The following is an 18,793-nucleotide window of genomic DNA, read 5'->3' as shown; positions in this document are numbered from 1 at the left end:
TTTCACACCAGACGCGACGAACCGCCTACGAGCTCTTTACGCCCAATAAATCCGGATAACGCTTGCACCCTACGTATTACCGCGGCTGCTGGCACGTAGTTAGCCGGTGCTTATTCGAAAGGTACACTCACTCTCGCTTGCTCCCAATCAAAAGCGGTTTACAACCCGAAGGCCGTCATCCCGCACGCGGCGTCGCTGCATCAGGCTTTCGCCCATTGTGCAATATTCCCCACTGCTGCCTCCCGTAGGAGTCTGGGCCGTATCTCAGTCCCAATGTGGCCGGTCGCCCTCTCAGGCCGGCTACCCGTCGAAGCCTTGGCAGGCCATCACCCCGCCAACAAGCTGATAGGACGCGACCCCATCCCATGCCGGTAAACCCTTTCCCGCACCATCATGCGACAGTGCGGAGCATCCGGCATTACCACCCGTTTCCAGGAGCTATTCCGAAGCACGGGGCAGGTTGGTCACGCATTACTCACCCGTTCGCCACTCTCACCGCCAAGCAAGCTTGGCGGATCCCGTTCGACTTGCATGTGTTAAGCACGCCGCCAGCGTTCATCCTGAGCCAGAATCAAACCCTCCACAAAAAACCATGAAGAAGGCCGAAACAGCCCACATCAATAATTGACGGGCCAGCTTCCATAAGGAGGAAACCAACCCACGAAAAACCCCGACACCAATTACACGCTCCCACGAAACCCCACAACAGGGGAAGGCACCGGACTGGCAATCAAAAAGCTATAAGTAGCACAAACACGCTCTTGAGTTCTCAAACCACCACCACACCAACAAGCCATTCAACTTCCTCCCGGAAGAAGAACCGCCGTGTTGAGCAGCAAGAGATAAACTTACCACGAGCCGGCCAAAACGCAACTCGACCATTCTGTGAGCACCTTTAAAACCAGCAATAACAAGCCCTTAGACGGCGTGTCGTCATATGTCCCTTTTTACTTTAGAACCTCGCGAAGTTGGGACTTCGGTGTACCGTTTCTGCTTCATGTGCACATTTTATTCACAAGGTATTGCTTGAGCCACTGCTAGGTCGGCGTGTCAGCATGGTCCTTTTGAATTCCGGTCATGGCCGGCTATATCCGATGCAGAGTTTGCCTTTCGTCCTCGATCGCCAGTCATCCACACCCTACGAATGACAATGTTGATATAGATGCATATTCGCGCACCAAGTTGGCCTTCGACTCATTGAATCTATTAACGGATGGTAAGACGGATGTATGAGCACAACAATTGCAGTACTGACCGGGGCGGGCATCTCGACTTCAGCCGGCATACCAGATTTCCGCGGGCCTGACGGGGTTTGGACCAAGCACCCCGATCAGATGAGCGTCTATGACCTGGACCTGTTCATGAGCGACCGGAAACAGCGGGAGTATTCATGGCGGTGGCAAAAGGAGTCGCCTGTATGGAAGGCCCAACCGGGAGTGGCCCACAAGGCACTGGCCAAGCTGGAGCAGGCAGGCATGCTGAACCTGTTGGCTACGCAGAACTTCGATGCCCTCCACGAGAAAGCCGGCAACTCCGAGGATGTCATCGTCAACCTTCACGGGACCATCGGCACCTCCCACTGCATGAAATGCGGCCAGGCATACCGTACGGCTGACATCATGGCCAAGCTTGATCAAGAGCCCGACCCACACTGCCATAAGCCCATGCCCTATCAAGGCAACATGCCTTGCAACGGCATCATCAAGACTGATGTGGTCTACTTCGGTCAAGCCCTGCCTGAGGGCGCCATGGAGAAGAGCATGAGGCTGGCCAGCCAGGCCGATCAATTCTGGGTGATCGGCTCCACCTTGGAGGTGTATCCTGCGGCTTCGCTGGTGCCAGTGGCTGCCCAGGCAGGCGTGCCAATCACCATCATGAACATGGGTTCGACCCAGTATGATTCTTTGGCAACCCGACTCATCCACGAACCCATCGAAGAAGCGCTGCCCAAACTCGTTGACAAGACCATCGCCGGCCAGAGTTGATTCCCCGACTGCTCTACCTAATTTTTGGATCAGAGTGACGATCTGCAGATTCCTGAAGGATCCTGCGAGAACCTGCAGGGTCCTTCAAGCAAACTCAGCAATGGGAATGGCCACTATGGCTATTCGCCCGGTCATGATCCTTGTCGCGGAAGCTTGGAAGACGAGCACCGGACCCTGGTTTCGATCGGGAAACTAAGTCAGTAGTTCTGATGGACCTGGAAACCCCGGCTGCGCAAGGTATCCAGAATCTGGGTGATGTGGTCGGGGCCGTTGGTCTCTACAGTCACCTCCAAGAGCACGCCGTTGTCATAGTGGCCGGAAGATTTGAACTGGTCGTGGTTGAGCTCGATCACATTGGCTCGCAGATCAGCCAAGACCGTGGCCACATTGACCAGCTGTCCGGGAACGTCAGGCAGCTCCACGCCAAACTGCATGATGCGTCCGCGGGAGATCATCCCCCGCTGGATGACTGCACCCATGGTGACCGTGTCGATGTTGCCGCCCGAGATGATGGGGACGATCACGTGCGGCCCAGGAGCCGACCGGAAGACATCGGACTGCAGATCCAACTGTCCTAGGGCTGCCAAGGAGACGGCACCGGCTGCCTCGACCACCAGTTTGTGCTTCTCCAGCATGAATAGGATCATTTCGGAGATGTCGCTTTCGGTCACCTGAACCAGATCATCCATATAGCGGCTGAGCAGAGCATAGTTCAGATCGCCGGGACGTCTGACGGCTACACCCTCGGCAGCCGTACGCATCTGGTCTGCTGCGACCACATGGCCGGCTGTCAGAGACTCACGCCAGGCCGGAGATCCGACTGGAGTGGCTCCAATGACTCTGACCTCAGGCTTAAAGGTCTTTACGGCGAGCGCAACACCAGAGCCCAGCCCACCTCCACCCAGGGGAACCACGATATCGGTGACATCGGGCACATCCTGAAGAATCTCCATGGCTATGGTCCCCTGACCGCAGACGACTTCATAGTCGTCAAAGGGCGGAACAAAGGTCATGCCACGATCACGTGCCAGCCCCAAGGCGTAGTCAGAGCTTTCATCGAAGACCTCGCCCTGCAGGACAACCTCGGCACCATAGGCCCGAGTGGCATCGACTTTGAGGGGCGGCGTGATCCGGGGCATGACAATGGTGGCCTTCGCGCCCCGGCTGCGGGCAGCAAAAGCTACCCCCTGGGCGTGATTGCCAGCGGAAGCGGTGACAATGCCGCGATCCAGCTCGTCCTGATTCAGCGAGGCCACCTTGTTGTAAGCTCCGCGAATCTTGAAGGATCCGGTCAGCTGCAGATTCTCCGGCTTGAGCAGAACACGATGGCCTATCCGAGCACCCAGGTCATCGGATTCCTCAATAAGGGTGTGGCGGGCCACACCTTCCAGACGTTGGGCGGCTTTTTGCAGATCAGCGGCGTGATCGGCCTCAAGACAGGCAGTGATTTTTGAAGTATCCATGCTCCAAGTATGGTCGGCCAGGCCCGACTAATGGGGTCAGCCGTCAACATGGTGGACAACAAAACATACCGAAACCAGAACATGTGAGCAATCGAACGTTTGGGCACCCGAAGACCAGACAGGTATGAGAGCAGACCTTATACAACCGAAAACAACCTGACTAATAGTCAAGCGGACCACCAACCACCAGTGAACTTGACGGATTTCACGAGCAGTCACCGGTAGTGGCTGGTGGTCACCGGTGATGGCTGGCGGTCGCCTGCCTTACTTGTCGTCTGTGAGCTGCGCATGCGCCTCGTCGACCACGGTATGGTCATCGCGGAAGTCGTGGGAGGCCACGGGCTCATCAGCGTCACGGGCCACGCCGGCACCCAGGTCGGCCAGCAGCAAAGTGACCGCGGTCGGGTCATTGACCCGCAGTCGAGCCTTGGTCTGGCCCGGCCCGACCTTGATGGTCCAGCCCTTATCGGGCATGACGGCGAACATGGTCTCGTCCGTTTCATCGTCGCCCAGAGCCATCATGAAGTCGTAGTCACCGCTGTTGACGAAGGGCAGGATGGCCTGGCCCTTGCTGGTGGCCACAGGGGTGACCTCAACGACCTTGGAGTTCTCCATGATCATCAGTCCCAGACCGACCACAACGCCACGCAGACGATGGAGCAGATCCTGACGCTCCTGTTCGGCCACCTGGGCATCGCTCATCCGGTAATGCCAGGCCACTGCATCGGATTTGCTCTCCACGAAGGAGCGAGGGACCCTGGTGGCCGACTCATCCATAATGGGCCGGATCACCTTCTGCCAGGTATCGGAGTCCGGCAGACCCTGCGCCCGCTGCCACTCGTCCGAGTTGCTGCCAGGCAGGTTGCGGTTCCAGGCGCCATGCTCAGCAATCAGCCCCACCGGCAGGTCGCCGAACCAATCCTGCATGATCTGATGGCTGCGGCCGGAGACCAGCAGGAAGTCCACATCAGGATTACTCCCCACCTGGGTCAGCAGGCGGCGGAGGGCTTGGGTGGGCTTGGCCCGCTCAGGACGACGAACCAACGGGGTCAGCGTCCCGTCATAGTCACACAGAACCAGACGACGATGGGCGCCGTCCCACTGACGAACGATGGCGTTGTGGTGATCCATACGCAGCCTCCTATCTGTCATGCCCGGAGCGGACACCTGCCGCAGGGAGTCGAGGAATGAGGTGCACCAATTGGCCGCAGTACGCACCTTGAGCCGGGCCTGCATACGGATGTTCCGCCGCTTGGACTCCTCGGGGGTGATCTCCAGGGCGTTGTGCAGGGCCTCGCAGACCATATCGATGTCGTAGGGGTTGACGATGAAGGCATCCGTCAGCTCGTCGGCGGCCCCGCACATATCCGACAGGACCAAGGTGCCGTCGCGCCCGTCATGGCAGGCCAGATACTCCTTGGCCACCAGGTTCATTCCATCACGCAGGGGGGTGACCAAGGCTACGTCGCCGGCCGTGTAGATGCCGCAGACCGGCTTGATGGACAGGGAACGAGTGATGTAGTGGATGGGGGTCCAGGCCAGCAGGGAGTAGCGACCATTGATCTCGCCCACCAGCTGGTCCACCTGGGCCTTGAGCCGTTGATAGGACTCGACGACCTCCCGCGACGGGGTGGCCAGCAGGTAATAGGTGACATGGCCCACCCACTCGGGGTACTTGTCCAGCATGCGGCCGAAGGCCTGAAGCCGCTCGGGCAGACCCTTGGTGTAGTCCAGACGATCCACCGAAACAATGACCTTATTGGACCGGCGGCCCACCGAGGAGGCCGCCTGCTTGGCCAGCGTGGACTCGGGGATGTCCTCCTTCATGTAGTGGCTCCACCAGTTGGCATCCGAAGCTGTGGCTTCGTTGGCCGCCACGCCCTCGGCAGTCACCGAGGTGCGGTAGCGATGCCGCGGGGACTTGCCGCAGACCTCGTCGATCCCTCGACGCATGGCCCTGGCCAGACTGGAGTGGGCGGTCCGCCGGTAAAGGTTGTAGTCGATGCCGATGGGGAAGGCGTCGATGGCTGCGCGGTGGCCATCTGGCATCTCAACCACACCATCCCGATTGACCGGCAGCTCTGGCAGCAGTCTGTGCAACGAGGCCAGGAAACTGGCGGAGAAGTCCACGGTATGGAAGCCGATCAGGTTGGCGCCCAGGACACCCTCCAGGATCTCGCGGCTCCAGGGCAGGGAGCGGAAGATCTCAGCACTGGGGAAGGGCACGTGCAGGAACCAGCCGATGGAGGCATCGGGGTAGCGTTCGCGCAGCATCTTGGGCAGGAGCATCAGATGGTAGTCCTGGATCCAGATGGTGTCGCCCTTGCGGATGAGCGGCTCCACCACCTGTGCGAAGCGCATATTGACCTTGCGGTACATCTCCCAGTCCTCCTGGCGAAAGACGGCCTCGTGGGAGAAGTCGTGGAAGAGCGGCCAGAGGGTGTTGTTGGAGAAGCCGGCGTAGTATCCGTTCAACTCCTCCTTGCTCAGAAAGATAGGGATGCACCGACTCTCCCGGTAGGCCTGCCGGATGCCGGCAAGCTCCTTTTCCGAGTACTTCTGCGGATCGATGCCGCTCCAGCCGATCCAGAGGCTGTCCTTATGGGAGCGGTGGTAGGGGCCGATGGCCGTGGCTAGTCCCCCCACGTTCTGGTGCAAGGTGTAGGAACCGTCTTCCTGTGCCTGCAGTGACATGGGTAAACGATTGGAGACAATGATCAGACGAGACATGCAACCCGCTTTCTTTTCCCGTCCGTGCCGGAATCGTCGGGATTGACCACGGCGCGGACCCATTGCCCCTGGACCCGGGGACCCAACCGGTCCCTCAGGCCCATTGGGGCATCGCTGACTTCCACTCTAGCCGGGAACGCGTGTTAACGGCGGGGTTTTCATCAGAGTCGGTAAACGAAACCCTCCCATGGGGAGAGGCGACCGGTCAGCAGGGAGCTGGCAGTTTGCTCGGGCCGGTAGGTGGATATGAGGATCCGGTCGGGATCCACCGCACCAAGAGCCACGGAGGTGAATCCGGTCTGATCCAAGCCCAGAAGCGCTGCGGTTTCAGGCGGTAGTGAGGCCGGTCGGCTGCTCAGATTGACCACAACCAGCAGGCGCTGGCAAGGCAGGGCATCCAGAACGCTGGCTGCCTCGGGTCCCGACTTGGGCTCCGGCGCCTGGTCCAGGGAGCGGGTGAATGAATAGATCTGATCCGCATCCGGGTCCAGAAGGATGAAGTCGCCGGCTGCCACGACCGGATTGGTGTGCCGCAGGCGAATCAGCTCACGGTAGAAGGCCAGGACCGAATCAGGGTCACGCTGCTCGGTTTTGGCGTTGACCTTGTCCCTATTAGCATTGACTGCCAGCCAGGGCTCCTTGGGAGCGTAAGAGGCCGTGAAACCGGCGAACTTAGTGGAATCCCACTGCATGGGGGTACGGGCATTGTCGCGGCTCATATAAGCCAGAGCGGCCATCATGGACTCCGGATCCTGTTCGTGCGCCTGATCGACCCGCTGGTGGTAGAGGTTGATGGATTCCAGATCCTGGTATTGATCAAGGCTGCTGAAGCCGGCGTTGGTCATGCCCAGTTCCTCGCCCTGATAGATGTAGGGGGTACCCCTATGCATGTGCAAAAGGAGCCCCAGGGCCTTGGCCGAACGCGAGCGCAGCTCCTCGCTGGAGGTGTCGCCCCAACGGGAGACGATCCTGGGCTGGTCATGGTTGTCGAAGTAGAGGCTGGCCCATCCGGCCTTGGCCACGGCCTGCTGCTGCTCGTCCATGACCGCCTTGAGTCGGGAGACCTGGAAGGGGCGGATGTCCCACTTGCTGTCCCCGGTGTCAACCTCGGTCTGAGTGAAGAGGAAGAGCATGTCCAGCTCATGGTTGGCCGGGTCGGTAATCTGCCCGCTGCGGGCAGGAGTCAGGCTCGGAGCCTCTCCGACTGTTAGGTAGCCCTGCCGACCCTGGAAGACCTCGCTACGCATCTGCCTGAGGAACTCGTCCAGCCGTGGGCCGTCCACGCAGAAGGGCACCGAGGACGAATACCCCTCGGGCCCCACAGGACCGTCAGCGATGGCCGATCCGTCCTCGCCGGGCAAACGGCCCTCGGAGTCGACGGTCTTGGAGATCATGACGATCACATCCATGCGGAACCCGTCGATGCCCCGGTCCATCCACCAGTTCATCATGTCGAAAACGGCCTGCCGGACCTGGGGGTTCTCCCAGTTGAGGTCAGGTTGCTTCTTAGAAAACAGGTGCAGATAGTATTCACCGCGCTGTGGATCGTACTGCCAAGCGGAACCCCCAAAGTAGGACCCCCATTGATTGGGCTCTGCGCCAGGGGTGCCAGGTTCGTGGCCTGCCTTGGCGGGACGCCACCAGTACCAGTCGGCATGCGGGTCATCCTTATTGCGGGAGGCCTGGAACCAGGCGTGCTCATCCGAGGTGTGATTGACCACCAGGTCCATAACCACTTTGATACCCCGACGGTGAGCCTGGTCCAGAAGCTCGTCCATATCGTCCATGGTGCCGAAGATGGGGTCGATGTCCTGGTAATCGGCGATGTCATAGCCATTGTCATCCTGGGGGGACTTGTAAACCGGGCTCAGCCAGATCACGTCCACGCCCAGGTCGGCCAGGTAGTCCAGCCGTTGGGTGATGCCCGGCAGGTCGCCGTAGCCGTCACCGTTGGTGTCCTGGAAGGATCGCGGATAGATCTGGTAGACCACTGCGTTGGCCCACCAGGGATTGGGGGTGGCTCCGTTGGTCCGTACCCGGTCGGGCAGCTGCATGCGTTCTTCCTGGGTCATGGTCCTCCTGGCCGGACGGGTTCGGACGTCCTTGTGCCACCCCCACTATAAATCACCCATTCACCCCTGGTTGGCCTGCTCCTCATGATGAACGCGGAAGGCCAGCTCGGCCAGATGGACGCCGTGGGTCAGGAACTCCTGGGTCCGGCAGACGTAGTCATGCTCACGGCCCAAGCGTGCCAGATAGCCGTTGATGTAGTCCACCTCGGTCGGGCGGCCCTTGGACATGTCCTGGTACATGGAGGGGTAGTGGAGGGGATTGCCCACGCGGCTGACGTAGTCCACCTCGTCCAGGGTCTCCTGCCGGGTCTGGATCAGTTGCTTGCCGGCCCGCTCGCAGGCGTCATAGGCCTCGTCGATCAGCTGGCGGGACATATCCTTGGCCCCCGGGTAGGAGACGAACTGGCCCATGGTGATCTGGTACATGGTGCAGATGGTGTTGACCACCGAGTTGAAGATGATCTTGGCCAGGCAGGTGCCCTCGAAGTTCTCGGTCAGGATGGGGTTGAGATTGGCGGCCTTGAAGTCCTCGGCCATCCGGCGCTCCAGATCGGTGGTCTCCTCGGTCATGGCGCACAGATGCACGGAACCAGCCCCGGACTTGCCGATGAAGTCCACATCGCCGGGCCCATTGAGAACTGTGCCGATCATGGCCGTGCCGCCGTAGATGCGCTCCTTGGGGAAGTACTTGAGCAGCTTGTCGAAGTGACCCCAGCCGTTCATGGCCGAATAGACCACCTGATGGTCGCGGAAGAGAGGGGCGCAACGCTCCAGAACAGCCTCCAGCTGCATCTGCTTGAGCATAATGATCCAGACATCGGGGTCGCCCTTGTATTCCTCGGGGGTGTAAATATTGACGGGCACCAAATGCCGATTCTCATGATCGCGGGAGACATAGACGCCTCCCTGGTCATGAACCTTGTCAATATTGGGCATCCAGGTATCCACGAAATCCACCTGCAGGCCGGCCTGCTCCTGCAGCAGCACGCCCAGACGATAGCCCATGGCTCCGGCACCGATGACCGTATAACGCATCGAAACACACCCTCTTTGTTCTCTTGACTAGACAACGCACCTCCGGGGACCGGCCCGGGGGATACCAAGCAGTATGCCGAGGCGGCAGAAGGGAACCAAGGCGACGGTCGCATGGTGGACATAAGGACTGGAATATGCCTGAATTCCTGCACCTTGGAGGACTTGACCGCATACACGGACATCCTGCAATCCCGACGAAAACGTCGACCTAGGCTGGAACCCATGCAGAAAAAACAGAGAGGAGCAGGAAGGATGGACCGGCGGACCCTGGCCATCCTGATCCTGGTGGGCGTGATCAGTGGATTCCTGTCGGGGATGTTCGGCATCGGCGGCGGATCGATCATCGTGCCTGCCCTGGTATGGACCGGACTGCAGCAACGGCAGGCCTCGGCCACCTCGCTGGCTTCCATGATTCCCATGTCGCTGGCCGGTGTGGCCTCCTACGCCCTGGGCGGGCATGTGGACTGGCTGGCGGCCCTGCTGCTGGCCGTGGGCACGGTCATTGGGGCGCAGATCGGCACCTGGCTGCTGGATAGGCTTCCAGAGGTGATCCTCAGGTGGCTCTACGTGGGCTTCCTGATGGCAGTCATTGCCCAGCAGCTACTGTCCACGCCCTCAAGGGAAAGCAGCATCCAGCTGAGCCCGGTGGTGGCCTTGATCATTCTGCTGGTCGGTGTCCTGATCGGAACCCTGTCAGGGTTGCTGGGCGTAGGCGGCGGAGCCATCGCGGTGCCTGCCCTGGCCCTGCTGGGCGCCAGCGATCTGATCGCCCGAGGCACCTCCCTGCTGGCCATTCTGCCGAGCTCCTTGTCAGGGACGTTCACCAACCTTCGTCACCACCTGGTCCACGCCGGTCAGGGGCTGCTTCTGGGCATCGTGGCTGCGCTGACCACACCGGTGGGCACCTGGGCGGCCTCAGGAGTCAGTGCACGAGTGGGCGCCAATCTGTTCGCCGCCTACCTCTGCCTGATTGTCCTGCGCTGCATCTGGGCGGCCCTACAAGTCACCCCGGCCTTCCAGCGGTACAGAGCCAATCACAACCATCACTGAAAAAAAAAAAAAACAGGACTCAGCCCTGGCGGTGCCGGGCGAAGAAGTCGGCAAGAATCCCGGCACATGCCTGTTCACACACGCCGCCCAGCACCTCGACTTTTGATCCGGTGTGCGGGTCACGGGGCAGATCCCAGACCGATCCGCAGGCTCCCATCTTGGGGTCCCAGGCGCCGAAGACCACCCTGCTGAAGTGGCAGGCCATCAGGGCTCCTGCACACATGGGGCAGGGCTCCAGGGTGACGACCATGGTGCACCCTGCCAGATCCCAGCCCACGTCGGATTTCCTGATGGCCTCCATCTCGGCGTGAGCCAAGGGACGGCCCAGGGCCTGCCGCTGATTGAAGCCCCGGCCAAGGACCCGGTCCGAGGCATCCAAGACCAAGGCGCCCACGGGAACGTCCCCACGGTCACCGGCCATGCCGGCCAGCCGCAGGGCCTCCTCCATGGGCGCCTTCCACCGTTCTTGCACGGGTTCAGTCTGACAGTCCAGCCCGACAGGTCGGTTCAATTGATCATGCCGGCAATGCGGCGGCGCACATGGTGCAGGTGGCCCTTGGGCCGCCCGGATGTGTCGATGCCCCGCTTGGCCAGGAAGGCACGAACCATCTTGTCGCCCTCGCTGAAGATCAGGACCGTCAGTCCAATCCCCAGGCAGATGAGCCACTGGCTTGCGCTCAGGGGGGCCATGCCCAAAACGCCTGCAACCGGAGCCAGATACATGGCCCCCGCATGGATGCCCAGGGCCACGAACGAAGCCACCAGCAGGAAAGTATTGTCCAAGGGATTGAGTTGGAAGATCAACCTGTTCTCAGACCGGGCCGACATGGCGACGAAGAAGTTGAAGAGGACCAGCAGGGTCAGGGCCATGGTCCGGGCGTGGGCCAGATCCATTCCCGCATTGATGTTGAGGCGGAACAGGACCAGGATGCAGGTGGCCATCCAGAGCCCGCAGACGGCAAGTCGCGCCCAGAGCACCCGCGAGAGCAGGCCCTCTCCAGACGAACGCGGGGGCGACTCCAGCTCATCGCCGTTGCCTGGCTCGAATCCCAGGGCGATGTCCTGGACGCCGTTGGTGACGAAGTTGATCCAGAGCATCTGCAGGGGCAGGAAGAGCAGGGGCTCCTCGGCGATCACATTGACCCCCACGGCGATCATGGCGGCTGCAGCTGTGGACAGGAGGAAGTAGGCAGACCCGCGAATGGCCTTGAAGATGACCCTCCCCTGGCGCACGGCCTGGGTGATGGTGACGAAGTTGTCGTCGGTCAGAACCACATCGCTGGCCTCCCGGGCCACGTCAGTGCCGGAACGGCCCATGGCGATGCCCACCGAGGCAGCCTTCAGTGCCGGGGCGTCATTGACGCCGTCGCCGGTCACAGCCACCACATGACCCTCGTCCTGCAGGGCCTCCACAATGCGCAGTTTGTCCTGGGGGGAGACGCGGGCGGCGATGGAGGTCTCACGCAGGCGGGCCCTGAGGACCTCGTCGCTCATCTCCAACATTTCGCTGCCGGTCAGCGCCTGATCGGTGTGCTCCAGACCCAGGCGGCGGCCTATGGCGGCTGCGGTCACCGGGTGGTCGCCGGTGATCATGACCACGCGGATGCCGGCTCCTGCGCATTCGGCGATGGCCTCGCGCACGCCGGGTCGAGGCGGGTCGAGCATGCCCTCGAGCCCCAGGAAGGTCAGGTCGTCAGGTCGACGGCGGGAGGCGGGATCCTGGTCAGAGGAAAGGACCCTGCTGGCCACGCCTATGACGCGCAGTCCCTGGGAGCCCATGGCTTCATAAGACTTGTGGACGGCCTGGGTATCCAAGGGAATGACCTGGCCATCCGGGTCCAGCATGGTTCGACTCATGGCCATGACCGCGTCCGGAGCGCCCTTGACGTATTGGGTCAGGGTGCCGTCCGGGCTGCGGCGGATGGTCATGGAGTGGAGCAACTCCGGCTCGTAGGGAGTCTCCATGACGATAGGAGCATCCAGGTCTTCAGTGGTCACGGCTCCGGTCTGGTCGGCCAGGCGGGCCATGGCCATGTCGACCGCGTCACCGCTGTACTCGATGCCGCCTTGTTCATTCGGCTGTCTGTGGGCCTCATTGGTCAGAGCCCCGGCCCGAGCAAGGGCGGCCAGACCGCGCATACGAGCGTCGTCGGATACAGCCGCTGCACCCAGGTCCAGGCCCTCGACGGGGACCGGCTGGCCGCCGCCCAGGGTGAACTGTTCCACGGTCATGCGGTTCTGGGTCAGCGTGCCTGTCTTGTCCGAGCCGATAACGGTGATGGAACCCAGGGTTTCAACGGCCGGCAGTGAACGGACGATGGCATGGTATTCAGCCATCCTTGAGACACCCAAGGCCATAGCCACGGTCAGCACAATCGGCAGGGCCTCAGGCATGGAGGCCACCACCAGGGAGACCGCAGACAGGAAGGCCCCGGTAGCATCGCCATTGAGGATGGCTCCGCCGATGAAGACGAAGATGGCCACCAGGATGACGGCGACGGCGATGCCCGCCTCGGTGCGGTGAATGATCCGCTGTAGAGGCGTGCGGCCCTTGGCCACATGGACCAGATCGTTGATTTCGCCCAGCTCAGTGTCAGAACCAGTGGCCACCACCAGCCCGCGTCCACGGCCGCTGGTGACCATGGTGCCCGAGAAGGCCATGCATCGCCTGTCGCCCAGGGCTGCATCGCGGTCCACGGGATCCGTATTCTTCTTGGCATCCTCGCTCTCGCCCGTCAGCATGGCCTCGTCGATGCGCAGGTGAAGGGCCTCGATCAACCGCAGATCGGCGGGGATGCGGTCGCCGCTCTCCAGGAGGACCAGGTCGCCCGGGACCAGCTGGTCGGCGTCAATCTGCTCCATCCGGCCCTGGCGCACCACCCGTGTGGTGGGTGTGGACAGGGTGGTCAGAGCCTCCACGGCCTTGTCCGCCTTGGATTCCTGCACATAGCCGATGATGGCATTGAGAAAAAGGACCAGGAATATGGCCGCAGCGTCCACATAGTGCTGCAGAAAAATGGTGATGATGCCGCAGACCATCAGAACGGCGATCAGGGGGCCGGCGAACTGCTCCAGGAAAAGTTTCCAACGGGGTTTGGCCTGGGCCTCGGCCAGGCTGTTGGGCCCAAAGATTTCCAGTCGGCGTGCGCTCTCCTGCGTATCCAAACCTTGGTCCCCAGTGCGCAGGGTCTCCAGCACAGCCGAGGTCTCTAGGCTGTGCCAATCGGTGTCGTCGAAACGCATGTCAGTCCCTGCTGCCGCTGCGTTCTGATTCTTAATGCTTGTAGATGTCATGGATGATGTCATCGGTCAACCTGGCCTTTCCAAACCGGATCGGTCATTTGTCCCCGCATGCGACCCTCTGCAGTCTTTCTTGCAATCTTCCTTCTGGACCGGGGGATGTCCAAAAGCATCGGGGAAACAATAGCGTGCACGCAAGTCCCCGGGGTCAAGAGATGGGGCTCCATGGTCAGCCGCCGCAAGCAGTGCCCGCTGGGAGGTTCGGAGCCTTCCCGGTCTTCATGAGTATACCGATTGAGCCGGCCTTTCATGCGCTTACGGGGGTCCCCGGGCCGGATTTTCACAAATGTTCGCCTATCGCGAGCGCAGTCTGTCCACCATTTCGCCTTGAGGTGTCAACTTAGCGCACATTGTCCATTAATACTGTTCCTGGATATCGTCATTCCGTATAATGGACGATGCGACGTCGATCCTCATGCGACCCTGCACTCGGAGATTCCTTCATTGGTCGAACGAACCCTGCTAGTCGGGCCTGCGGCAGCCCGCCCGGGATTGCGTGGCGGAAAGGAAGCCCGTGGAAACATTCATCCTCATTCTGTGCATACTTGCTGCCGTCCTCGTCTCTTCCTTTATTTCCAGATTCATTCCCCGGATCTCCACCCCTCTGGTCCAGATCGTCCTGGGCGCAGTAATGGCCCTGCTGCCCATTTTCCCGCGGATGCGGCTGGATCCTGAGCTGTTCATGGTCCTCTTTATCGCTCCCCTGCTCTATTACGAGGCCCACACCATCAACAAGGTAGAGCTGCTCAAAGGACTGCGATCATCCCTTTCCCTGGCCATCGGACTGGCTGCTCTGACCATGCTCATGGTAGGTGTCATTCTGCATGCTGCCTGGCCCATGTTCCCGCTGGCTGCAGCCATGGCCCTGGGCGCCGCGCTAGGGCCCACCGATGCAGTGGCCGTTTCCTCCCTGGGCGAGAGCGCCGACCTTACACCGGACGAACATTCAATTCTTGCCGGCGAATCGCTCTTCAACGATGCCACCGGCGTCATCGGCTTCCAGTTCGCCATCCTGGCTACCGTGACCGGCTCCTTCTCCCTGCCCCAAGCCCTGGGCGAGTTCTTCGTCGAGTTCGTGGGCGGCATCGGCTTCGGCCTGATTATGGGCTTTGTGGTCAATTGGCTCTTTGAGTCAGCCCGTCGCCTGGGCTGGGAAACCACCACCACCAGGATCCTGCTGGAGCTCTTCCTGCCTTTCCTGATCTACATGGTCGGGCAGAACATCCTGCATGTGTCCGGAATCCTGGCCGTGGTCTCCACCGGACTGCTGGTTCGCTTCGACCACACCGGAGTAGGCCCCAACACATCCAAGGCCAACATCGTCTCATCCAGCGTCTGGAAGGTGCTCTCCTTCAGCCTCAACGGCGCAGTCTTCGTCCTTCTGGGCATGCTGCTGCCAGCAGCCATGGGCACCAGCTGGCGAGATCGGCGGGTCAGCAACTGGATGCTGGTGGCCACCATCACCCTGGTCTGCCTGACCGTGATCGTACTGCGCTTCATCTGGACGGCCAGCGTCCTGATCTTCACCAAGGACCACGAAACCGGCAGCAGGCCAAAGATCACGTCCAAGCTCCTGAGGTCAGCGGCCGTCATGACCTTCGGCGGCCCCAAGGGGACCATCACCCTCTCTCTGGCCCTGACCATCCCCTATATGACCGATGACGGATCTGCCTTCCCCATGCGCAGCGAGCTGATCTTCGTGGCCGCCGGGGTCATCATCGTCACCTTGGTGCTAGCCAATTTCGCTCTGCCGCTGCTGGCACCCTCCCAAAACAGCGAAGTTCCGGCCCAACAGGTCGAAAAATCCATCAAGGTGCTCAGAGGCACGGTCCGGGAGCTCTCCAGCAGAATCACTGACGAGAACCGACTGGCCATCCAGCACGTGATCAAGCAGTACAACCACCGCATCGCCAAGCTCAAGTCGCGGATCGGCCAGTATTCCCCCAAGGACTTCCAGGACCTGCAGGTGCAGACCATGGAGTGGGAGCAGGATTACATGGAGGAACGGCTGAGCCGGATTGAGGAGGCCCAGGATCTGCTGGAGGAGCGGCTCAAGAGCAAAGACGCCAGTATTGAGCAGGCACCTGCATCAGCACAGCCTGCGACCGAGGCCGAACCCAGCACTGAGGCCGAGACCGTAGCAGACAGGGATGCCGATGCCCAGCTGATCGACCGGCGCAGCGAGCGTGGCGACGACCAGGATGAACTGCTGAATCTGCGCAGCCAGGAACAAGCCGCCCGCAGGATTCTGTCGACCATATCCGGGTCCCTCTTCCACTTGGACAGGGGCGGAGAGCTCCGCTGGAGGGCCTACACGGCTCGCAGGCGACTCAGGGGCCTGTTGCACAGCCAGTTCCACCGCCTGAAGCACCTGACCCAGCCGATCGACAAGGATCGCGTCTTCGTGGCCGGACGCCACCTGCAGGCGGAGATGAACCACTTCCTGATTGAAAAGCTCTACTCCGAGCTGGGCAAGGGACGCTTCAAGACCGAGGACCTGCTCAACACCATCATCAACCACCAGATGATCGAATCCTCGGCGGAGGGAAAGACCGAATACGCGGGTATGCCTGCCGTCAGAGATCAGGTGGAGGAGGCCAAGCGCGAAGGGTATGCCATCGAGCTGGGCCAGATCCAGGACATGGTCGAATCCGGAGAGATCTCGCGCACCACGGCCAGGAAGATGCGCCGCAACGTCTACGTCATGCAGGTCGATGCCGACTCAGCCCTGTGAGCCGACCTACATAAGGCCCGAGGTCACGTCGATCTCGCCCAGCCACTGGCGAAGGTCGTTCATCTCGCGCATGTCGACGGCATGGTCCAAGTGATCGTACTCGGTGGTGTGCAGCCATACGTGCTCGTCCAACCAGGCGGCCAGGGCCCGGAATTCGTACTTGGGCACCGTGGTGTCATCCGAACCGAAGCCCAGGAAGACCGGCTTGTTCAAGCCAGCCAGGCGCTCATCCGCCGGAGCAGTGCCGGACACCAGACCTGGGGCAAGGAACCCGGACAGGCATATGGATGCCCGGTAGCGCTCAGGGTTGACCCGAAGCAGATGAACCGCCAACATAGCCCCCTGGGAGAAGCCCATGGCCACCACAGGTCGGTCCTCGGGGATGTTGGCTGAAACCCAGGCATCCACAGCCCGGGCCGCTGCGTAGCCATCCCGATCCAGGTCCTCCTGTTCGGGGCGCATATCGTGAAACCATGTGTACCCCGGGCCGAACATGCCGCGCTCGCTGCCCGGCACCACCATGGGCGCCCGCAGGGATGCATAGTCGTTGTAGGGGGCCACGTAGCGCATCAGGTCAGCCATGTCCTCCTCGTTGGAGCCCCAGCCGTGCATCAGTACAAAAATGGGTCGCGAGGGGTTGCCTGTGCCCTGCTTGCGGGACCAGCGGACCTGCTCGACCTTAAGCTCCTGCCCAAAACGTCCGGGCACCACCGTGGAGGGCCGGCCCACCAATCCGCCATCATCCTTTTGTGCTTGATCCATATCTGCCACGATAGTCGACTGGTCCGGTCATTCAATGCTGGCTCATGAGCGGCTCAGCCTGGCCACCCCACTGGCCCTGCAGTCCGGTCACCTGGGCCTTGCTGCCCACCACCATCCAACGCTTGCCGGTCAGCAGCCATAGATCCTGGGGCTGCAGCCCACCTCCGTAGCGGGAGAGCAGATCAGGCACGCGGGCGCGGATGGGACCCTTGGCCAGAGATGCCGCAGAATCGTTGTCGAAGACCACGTAGGCCATGGTCGTATCCGTGCAATACCGGGCCTGGGAGATGCCCACATACCCGTCTAGGCCGATGTCATGCCAACCCGAAGCACACTGACCGACAGCCTTGTCGATACCGCCGGTCATAGCCTGGGCCGAACTGATGGGCGCTTCGTCACGCGCAGGAGCCTTGATGATGCCCTTGGGAAAAGAGTTGGCGATGAGCAGGCCAGCTACGGTCAGGAGCATTCCACAGATAAGAAGAATAATGCCCGCTGAGCCCACCGAGGGTCGGTTCGGGATTGTTCCGGAGTGACGGGCTATGACGACCAGGATTATGGTCAAAAGGGCAAAGGCCACGGAGACGCCCACCCAAGCCGAGATGCCCACCTGGCCTATGACCCCCAGCCTGGAGGGGGCTATGGCATGGGCCAGCAGGGCAGCGCCCGCCAGGGCAGAGACCAGCCCCGTGACCGCTGCAAACCGACTCCATATGTTGGCATGGGCTATCTGAATAGGGCGCTCATCAATATCAGGGCGAGGAGGATAGGAGGCTGGCAGACCCTCGTCATACCCGCTGTCCGCCAGCCGCTGATCCAGCTGGTTGAATCCATCGGCCATCGACCTCGCCACCTTTCACGGTTGGTTTCAGTCTATGGGGGCGGACACATGCAGACCAGCGACGGCGGCCAATGCTTCACCATCCCAACATCCTGCTGAGCTGATAGATGGGCATAATTACTTACTTCCGCGACACTTGGCATCCGTATAGGCCCGGTGGCGGCGAAAGATACAAGAGCCCAGCTGGAGTTCAGCCCTTGATGTCTCGGGGATCCTTCTTGCCTATGGTGCGCTTGTCGCGGATTTTGTTGCCACCCTTGTTATGGATGTTGACCTCGCCGCCGCCGGACCGGTCTGCAAAGACCTTGGCCTGCTTGGTGGCCTCCGCCTTGGTAGCGAAGGTGCGGGAAACGCGTGAGGCTCCGGCCCGCTTGACTGTCCAGAGATCGCGATCCCCGTCGTATTGCACGTGATAATCAGCCATGATGGCCGTCCTTTCCATACTTCCCTGTACTCCCTCATCTTCCACTGCCCGACCTGAGGCACCGTGCTTCGACACTCCAGAATTTTCAGGAATATTGTTCATCAAAGACCCGGCCCTGTGTTGCAACTCCTATCTCAAATACGAAGTGGCTCTGTGATTAGAGCGGAGTCCGGCGACAACTCGACATGATCCTGCGAATACCAAAAAGCACACGCATGACTTCGGCATTTATTCTTCCGCGTTTGTTATTGAGCAATAATTTTCAAGAGTCTTCTTACCTAGAACCAACAAAAAGCCGTTTAGGAATAAGGCGCTTTGCGGAGATATACGGACTCGATAAGCCTATGAACTGGAAACACCCACGTAAGCACCCCATATTCCATATGTCAGATTTGCG

At 60.9% G+C, this 18,793-nt stretch carries 12 protein-coding genes and 1 rRNA gene; 3 read left to right on the top strand and 10 right to left on the bottom strand.

All coding sequences use genetic code 11. The annotated features are described in order from the left end of the window. Positions 1–587: ribosomal RNA gene (locus CI601_RS00515) — 16S ribosomal RNA — on the bottom strand; the annotation flags it as partial. 642 nt (positions 588–1,229) lie between these two features. Here CI601_RS00515 and CI601_RS00510 point away from each other — a divergent pair. After that, the gene (locus CI601_RS00510; RefSeq protein WP_024627578.1) at positions 1,230–1,985 is read left to right on the top strand and encodes a Sir2 family NAD-dependent protein deacetylase; all 756 of its coding nucleotides are present in this window, start codon (positions 1,230–1,232) and stop codon (positions 1,983–1,985) included. Positions 1,986–2,182: 197 nt separating this feature from the next. On the opposite strand, the gene ilvA is transcribed toward CI601_RS00510, so the two are convergent. From ilvA to CI601_RS00490, 4 genes are all read right to left on the bottom strand, one after another. Further along, complete coding sequence (ilvA, locus tag CI601_RS00505; RefSeq protein WP_121913919.1) at positions 2,183–3,448, bottom strand: threonine ammonia-lyase; 1,266 nt, start codon at positions 3,446–3,448, stop codon at positions 2,183–2,185. Between the two features lie 264 nt (positions 3,449–3,712). Beyond that, complete coding sequence (gene otsB / locus CI601_RS00500) at positions 3,713–6,178, bottom strand: trehalose-phosphatase (RefSeq protein WP_259465262.1); 2,466 nt, start codon at positions 6,176–6,178, stop codon at positions 3,713–3,715. Positions 6,179–6,339: 161 nt separating this feature from the next. Next, positions 6,340–8,250: an alpha-glucosidase gene (locus CI601_RS00495; protein ID WP_121913917.1), complete on the bottom strand. Its 1,911-nt coding sequence runs from the start codon at positions 8,248–8,250 to the stop codon at positions 6,340–6,342. Positions 8,251–8,310: 60 nt separating this feature from the next. After that, complete coding sequence (locus CI601_RS00490) at positions 8,311–9,285, bottom strand: ketopantoate reductase family protein (protein ID WP_024627574.1); 975 nt, start codon at positions 9,283–9,285, stop codon at positions 8,311–8,313. Between the two features lie 153 nt (positions 9,286–9,438). Between CI601_RS00490 and CI601_RS00485 the strand changes: the two genes are divergently transcribed. Next, positions 9,439–10,335: a sulfite exporter TauE/SafE family protein gene (locus tag CI601_RS00485; RefSeq protein WP_395947989.1), complete on the top strand. Its 897-nt coding sequence runs from the start codon at positions 9,439–9,441 to the stop codon at positions 10,333–10,335. A gap of 19 nt (positions 10,336–10,354) precedes the next feature. On the opposite strand, the gene CI601_RS00480 is transcribed toward CI601_RS00485, so the two are convergent. After that, a complete protein-coding gene (locus tag CI601_RS00480) occupies positions 10,355–10,783 on the bottom strand; it encodes a nucleoside deaminase (protein WP_121913915.1) in 429 nt (142 codons plus the stop codon). 59 nt (positions 10,784–10,842) lie between these two features. Then, positions 10,843–13,578, bottom strand: a complete 2,736-nt coding sequence (locus CI601_RS00475; RefSeq protein ID WP_259465261.1) for an HAD-IC family P-type ATPase — start codon at positions 13,576–13,578, stop codon at positions 10,843–10,845. Between the two features lie 571 nt (positions 13,579–14,149). Between CI601_RS00475 and CI601_RS00470 the strand changes: the two genes are divergently transcribed. Further along, positions 14,150–16,369, top strand: a complete 2,220-nt coding sequence (locus tag CI601_RS00470) for a sodium:proton antiporter (RefSeq protein WP_121913913.1) — start codon at positions 14,150–14,152, stop codon at positions 16,367–16,369. Positions 16,370–16,375: 6 nt separating this feature from the next. On the opposite strand, the gene CI601_RS00465 is transcribed toward CI601_RS00470, so the two are convergent. The 3 genes from CI601_RS00465 to CI601_RS00455 all read right to left on the bottom strand — a co-directional run bounded on the left by CI601_RS00465 (position 16,376) and on the right by CI601_RS00455 (position 18,396). Further along, positions 16,376–17,131: an alpha/beta hydrolase gene (locus CI601_RS00465; RefSeq protein ID WP_183129690.1), complete on the bottom strand. Its 756-nt coding sequence runs from the start codon at positions 17,129–17,131 to the stop codon at positions 16,376–16,378. A 31-nt stretch (positions 17,132–17,162) separates the two neighbouring features. Then, positions 17,163–17,972 carry a hypothetical protein gene (locus CI601_RS00460; protein WP_121913912.1) on the bottom strand — a complete coding sequence of 270 codons (810 nt, stop codon included), beginning with the start codon at positions 17,970–17,972 and terminating at the stop codon, positions 17,163–17,165. Between the two features lie 190 nt (positions 17,973–18,162). Continuing rightward, the gene (locus CI601_RS00455; RefSeq protein ID WP_045934889.1) at positions 18,163–18,396 is read right to left on the bottom strand and encodes a DUF2188 domain-containing protein; all 234 of its coding nucleotides are present in this window, start codon (positions 18,394–18,396) and stop codon (positions 18,163–18,165) included. Between the last annotated feature and the right edge of the window lie 397 nt (positions 18,397–18,793).

Source organism: Bifidobacterium sp. wkB344 (assembly GCF_003688305.1).
GTDB lineage: Bacteria > Actinomycetota > Actinomycetes > Actinomycetales > Bifidobacteriaceae > Bombiscardovia > Bombiscardovia mizhiensis.
This window is presented reverse-complemented; position numbering and strand designations above follow the sequence as displayed.

Coding starts and splice junctions, on each gene's coding strand:
- CI601_RS00510 (WP_024627578.1), top strand. CDS start 1,230: ATGAGCACAACAATTGCAGTACTGACCGGGGCGGGCATCTCGACTTCA.
- ilvA (WP_121913919.1), bottom strand. CDS start 3,448: ATGGATACTTCAAAAATCACTGCCTGTCTTGAGGCCGATCACGCCGCT.
- otsB (WP_259465262.1), bottom strand. CDS start 6,178: ATGTCTCGTCTGATCATTGTCTCCAATCGTTTACCCATGTCACTGCAG.
- CI601_RS00495 (WP_121913917.1), bottom strand. CDS start 8,250: ATGACCCAGGAAGAACGCATGCAGCTGCCCGACCGGGTACGGACCAAC.
- CI601_RS00490 (WP_024627574.1), bottom strand. CDS start 9,285: ATGCGTTATACGGTCATCGGTGCCGGAGCCATGGGCTATCGTCTGGGC.
- CI601_RS00480 (WP_121913915.1), bottom strand. CDS start 10,783: ATGGAGGAGGCCCTGCGGCTGGCCGGCATGGCCGGTGACCGTGGGGAC.
- CI601_RS00475 (WP_259465261.1), bottom strand. CDS start 13,578: ATGCGTTTCGACGACACCGATTGGCACAGCCTAGAGACCTCGGCTGTG.
- CI601_RS00465 (WP_183129690.1), bottom strand. CDS start 17,131: ATGGATCAAGCACAAAAGGATGATGGCGGATTGGTGGGCCGGCCCTCC.
- CI601_RS00460 (WP_121913912.1), bottom strand. CDS start 17,972: ATGGCCGATGGATTCAACCAGCTGGATCAGCGGCTGGCGGACAGCGGG.
- CI601_RS00455 (WP_045934889.1), bottom strand. CDS start 18,396: ATGGCTGATTATCACGTGCAATACGACGGGGATCGCGATCTCTGGACA.